This is a genomic window from Spirillospora sp. NPDC049652 (assembly GCF_040675125.1).
GTDB lineage: Bacteria > Actinomycetota > Actinomycetes > Streptosporangiales > Streptosporangiaceae > Spirillospora.
Map to the genome: position 1 here is coordinate 1 of NZ_JBFAOF010000602.1, position 4,513 is coordinate 4,513.

4 protein-coding genes are annotated in these 4,513 nt (G+C 73.1%); 1 reads left to right on the forward strand and 3 read right to left on the reverse strand.

The genetic code is table 11. The annotated features are described in order from the left end of the window. Positions 1 to 450: 450 nt before the first annotated feature. The 3 genes from AB0J52_RS28820 to AB0J52_RS28830 form a co-directional block, all read right to left on the reverse strand. A complete protein-coding gene (locus AB0J52_RS28820; protein ID WP_500185638.1) occupies positions 451 to 774 on the reverse strand; it encodes an SH3 domain-containing protein in 324 nt (107 codons plus the stop codon). A gap of 433 nt (positions 775 to 1,207) precedes the next feature. Further along, positions 1,208 to 1,522: an SH3 domain-containing protein gene (locus tag AB0J52_RS28825; RefSeq protein WP_500185640.1), complete on the reverse strand. Its 315-nt coding sequence runs from the start codon at positions 1,520 to 1,522 to the stop codon at positions 1,208 to 1,210. A 289-nt stretch (positions 1,523 to 1,811) separates the two neighbouring features. Next, the gene (locus tag AB0J52_RS28830) at positions 1,812 to 3,527 is read right to left on the reverse strand and encodes an MFS transporter (RefSeq protein WP_500185642.1); all 1,716 of its coding nucleotides are present in this window, start codon (positions 3,525 to 3,527) and stop codon (positions 1,812 to 1,814) included. Positions 3,528 to 3,775: 248 nt separating this feature from the next. Between AB0J52_RS28830 and AB0J52_RS28835 the strand changes: the two genes are divergently transcribed. Beyond that, entirely contained in the window at positions 3,776 to 4,477 is a 702-nt protein-coding gene (locus AB0J52_RS28835; RefSeq protein WP_500185643.1) for an SDR family oxidoreductase, read from the forward strand. Positions 4,478 to 4,513: the final 36 nt, after the last annotated feature.

The window sequence follows — 4,513 nt, forward strand, 5'->3', positions numbered from 1 at the left end:
CCGGCGTCCGCGCCACCCGCCGGCCCGGCCCGCACGGTTCGCGTGGGCCGGACGGGTCGGGCCCGGAACGCCGACGACCGTCCGGGCCCTCGTGACCGGGCCCGGACGGTCTGCCGCCCGGCGGGTCGTGCACCAAGGGGGGTCACCAGGCGGCCCCGGCCCCGGAGGACCACCCGATCCGTCCTCCGGGGCCGAGGTCTTCCCCTCTCCTGATCCGCGCGCCACGCCATGTACCGCGCCGCGCGGCAGGAGGTCATTCGCCGCCGCCAGAAGCGACTGAGCAGGCGTTCCAGGCCGGGACGCCGCACCGTGCGGCCCGGACCGAAGCGCCCCAGCTGTCCACACTGGAGCGACCGCGCGAGGCGGGCCCGGCCTGGAACGGTCTCTGGAAGCCCTCCCCCGAGTCCGGCCGGCCGGGCCCACCCCCGGCCGGCCGGACGTCCGGGTGAGCTAGCGGTCCCGCTTCAGATAGCGCCCCAGCGACCAGCCCGGCTTGCCCTTGTGGGGCCGCACGTGGACCCAGCCGTGGGCCCTGTGGCAGTCGCCGGGCACGCGCCGGGCGTGGCGGGGCAGCGTGTTCACCACCCGGAAGTGCTTGCCCGCACCGGCCCGGACGTTCAGCCGGCTCCCCTTCCGCACGTGAACCACGTCGAACCGGCAGGCCCGGGCGGAGGTGGCGGACGAGGCGGTCGTGTTCGCGTCCGCCTGGCCGCCGGGCAGCATCGCGAACGTGATCAGCGGTACGGCCACAGCGGCCAGGTGCCAGGGCTGCATGGTTCGCTCCTTCACGCGGAGGTCGGATCGGTGGTAGCGGAGAACCCGGATCGTTGGGCAGAGTGCGGCATCGCGAAACGAGAGTCTTGGGAGTCAGTGGGGCATAAGACCGCCACAGACCGCGGGACGGCCGATGGGCGTTCCCGGCCGTTCTCCGAGCCGGAACGGGATGCCCGCGTGCCGTCCGGTCCGTGCGGCGGCCCCGGCCCCGGAGGACCACCCGATCCGTCCTCCGGGGCCAGGGTCGTCGCGCGTCTGGAGAACGCGTTCCGGACCGGGCCGCCGCGCCGGGCCGCGCGGACAGGGCACCCCAGTTCCCTGCCCGCCTCGGGGCGGCGCGTGGAGAAGACCCGGCCCGGAACGCTCCAGGCAGCCCCCGGTGTCCGGCCGGCCAGGCCCCACCGCCGGACCGGCCGGACGAACCGACGGGCTACTAGACCCTCTTGAGGTAGTGGCCGTCCGCCCAGCCCATGGGCCGGGTCAGGTGGACCCACGTGCGGTGGTCCGCCCGATGCGACCTGCAGTCACCGGGGACGTGCCGCGCGTTGTGCGGCAGCCTCGCGACCACCCTGTACCGCAGGCCTGGACCCGACCGGACGTTCAGGTGGTGGTTGTCACGGATGTGGACCACGTCGTAGTAGCAGGTGCGCGCCGACGCCGCCGCCGTGCTCGCGTCCGCCTGGACGGGCGCCAGCACCGAGAGCGCGACCATCGGTGCGGCCACTGCCACCGTCTGCCGGATTTTCATGAGTACCCTCCTTCGTGCACTCGTGCAGACTGTTGAAAGAGTGCAACACGGGCTGAAAGAAGCCTCAAGAAAGCCCGCAATCACTGATGCGCCACCTGTCGCCGGAGCCAGGGGCGTCACCGCTGGTCAGCCGGTGTCGGGCAGGATGACCTTCCGCGCGGGAGACATGCCAGAGTGACCCTGTGGTCATACGCCGGTGATCTACCGTTCGGCCAGTTCAGAGCCCGGATGGCGGAGCCCGGACGGCACGGGACCAGGTCAGTGGCCGCGGCCGGCGGGCGCGCCCCGGTCAGTGGACGCGGCTGGCCGTCCGCGCCCCGGACTCCGCGTGCTCCTCGTGGACGAACCGCCTCCCGCGCAGCAGCGAGGCGACCGCCGCGACCAGCGACATGGCGATGGCCAGTGAGAACACGATCACCAGGCCGTGGTGGAACGGCCCGGAGATCAGGTGCGGGAAGTAGGACCGTCCGGTCAGCTCGGCGGCGTCGCCGGGCGGCAGCGAGGCGAGCACCCCGCCCTGGCCGAGCAGGCTGCCGATCGGGTTGTAGCCGAGGAACGCCGCGAACAGCGTGCCCACCGGCGGCAGGCTCGCGACGTGGTCCGCCGCGGCGGGCGGGACGCCGTGCGCGGTCAGCCCGCCCGACAGCGTGCCGGGCAGCCGGTCCGCCAGTCCGGCGATCATCAGCGAGAAGAACACCCCGATCGACAGGACCATCCCGGCGTTCATGAAGGTGGCCCGCATGCCGGACGCCACGCCGCGCTGCCCGGCCGGGACCGAGTTCATGATCGCGGTGGTGTTGGGCGCGGCGAACAGCCCCGATCCCAGCCCGTTCACGAAGATCAGCAGGGCGAACAGCCAGTACGGGAAGTCCGTCGGGATCAGCAGCAGGCCGGCGAAGGCCGCCGCGGACACCAGCAGGCCGCCGGAGGCGAACGCCCGCGCGCCGTGCCGGTCCGACAGGTGGCCCGACAGCGGCCCGGCGACCAGGAACCCGGCGGTGAGCGGCAGCAGGTAGATACCGGCCCACAGCGGGGTGTCGGCGAAGTCGTAGCCGTGCAGCGGCAGCCAGATGCCCTGCAACCAGATGATCAGCATGAACTGCATGCCGCCGCGCGAGACCGCGGCGAGCAGCCCGGCGGCGTTGCCGGCGGCGAACGCGCGGATCCGGAACAGCCCGAGCCGGAACATCGGCTCGGCCACCCGCGTCTCGACCACGCAGAACGCGGCGAGCAGCGCCGTCCCGCCGATGATCCCGGCGAGCACCCACGGGTTCGTCCAGCCCATGACGTGCCCGCCGTAGGGCTGGATGCCGTAGGTGATCCCGGCGAGCAGCGCGGTCAGCCCGACCGCGAAGGTGAGGTTGCCGAGCCAGTCGATGCTGACCCGCTCGGCCCGCTGCCGGGTCTCGACGAGGCTGCGGTAGGCCCAGACCGTGCCGAGGACGCCGATCGGCGCGGACGCGAAGAACACCAGCCGCCAGTTGACCTCGCTGAGCAGGCCGCCCGCGACCAGCCCGAGGAAGCTGCCGGCGATGCCCGCGACCTGGTTGACGCCCATGGCCATGCCGCGCCGGTCGGCGGGGAACGCGTCGGTGAGGATGGCCGCGGAGTTGGCCATCAGCATCGCGCCGCCGATGCCCTGGAAGACCCGCCAGCCGATGAGCCAGACCGCGCCCGCGCCGCCGTGCAGCGGGTCGAGCGCCAGCACGAGCGTGCCGGCCGTGAAGACGGCGAAGCCCGCGTTGTACATGCGCACCCGGCCGAACAGGTCGCCGAGCCGGCCGAGCGTCACCACCAGGACGGCCGACACCAGCATGTAGCCCATCAGGATCCACAGCAGGTAGCCGACGTTGCCCGGCCGGAGCGGGTCCAGGTGGATCCCGCGGAAGATCGCCGGCAGCGAGATGATGACGATGGACGAGTTGACGGTGGCCAGCAGCATGCCGAGCGTGGTGTTGCTCAACGCGATCCACGAGTAGCGGGTCGAGGTGCGGGCGTTGCCCACGCGGTCCTCCCGGAGGGGCGACGGAGGTGTGCCGAGATAGTTTCTTACGCTAACTAACCTACGCCGCGAGGGTGGCATACGTCACGTCCCGGCAGAAGCGCCACGAAAGAGGCATACCTGGACCTGCCGGCGTCGCGAAGCCGGGGACGGGCGGCGGGCGGGGTGCGGGGTGCGGCGTGCGGCGTGCGGCGTGCGGGCCGAGGGACGGGCTTGACCTGGAGCGCGCTCCAGGTGATGGGATCCCCGGTATGACGGAATCCCACGTGACCCTCATCACCGGCGGCGGCACCGGCATCGGCGCGGCGACCGCCCGGGAGCTGATCGCCGCCGGCCGCAAGGTGGCCGTCACCGGACGGCGGCAGGAGCGGCTCGACCAGGTCGCCAAGGAGCTCGGCGAGCCGGACGGCCTGCTGACGATCGCGGGCGACGCGGCCGACTACGGGCAGGTCGAGGCGGCCGTGCGCGCCACGGTCGAGCGGTTCGGGCGGCTCGACGCCGTCGTCGCCAACGCCGGCCACGCCAAGGGCCGCTCGGTGGCCGACTCCGACCCGGACGACATGCGCGAGATGGTGCTGACCAACGTGCTCGGCCCGGCCTACCTGATCCGCGCGGCGCTGCCCGAGCTGACCAGGACCCAGGGCCGGATCGTGATCGTCGGGAGCGTCGCCGGGTTCGTCAACACCCCCGGCAACCTCTACGGCGCGACCAAGTGGGCGATGACCGGCCTGGCGGAGAACACCCGCCGGCTGGTGACCTCCGAGGGCGTCGGGGTCACGCTGATCGCGCCGGGCGCGACCGAGTCGGAGTTCTGGGACCACGTCGGGACGCCCGACTACCCGCGCATGCTCACCTCGGAGGACATCGGCCGCGCCATCGTCTGGGCCGTGGCGCAGCCCGCCGGCGTGGACGTGAACACCATGGTCGTCCGCCCGATCGGGCAGGCCAACTGACCCGCGCGGCCGGAAGCCGCCGTGCCGGCGCGCGAC

What these genes read in the sequence shown, in the direction of transcription:
- AB0J52_RS28825 (WP_500185640.1), bottom strand. Translation starts at nt 1,522, where the DNA reads ATGAAAATCCGGCAGACGGTGGCAGTGGCCGCACCGATGGTCGCGCTC.
- AB0J52_RS28820 (WP_500185638.1), bottom strand. Translation starts at nt 774, where the DNA reads ATGCAGCCCTGGCACCTGGCCGCTGTGGCCGTACCGCTGATCACGTTC.
- AB0J52_RS28835 (WP_500185643.1), top strand. Translation starts at nt 3,776, where the DNA reads ATGACGGAATCCCACGTGACCCTCATCACCGGCGGCGGCACCGGCATC.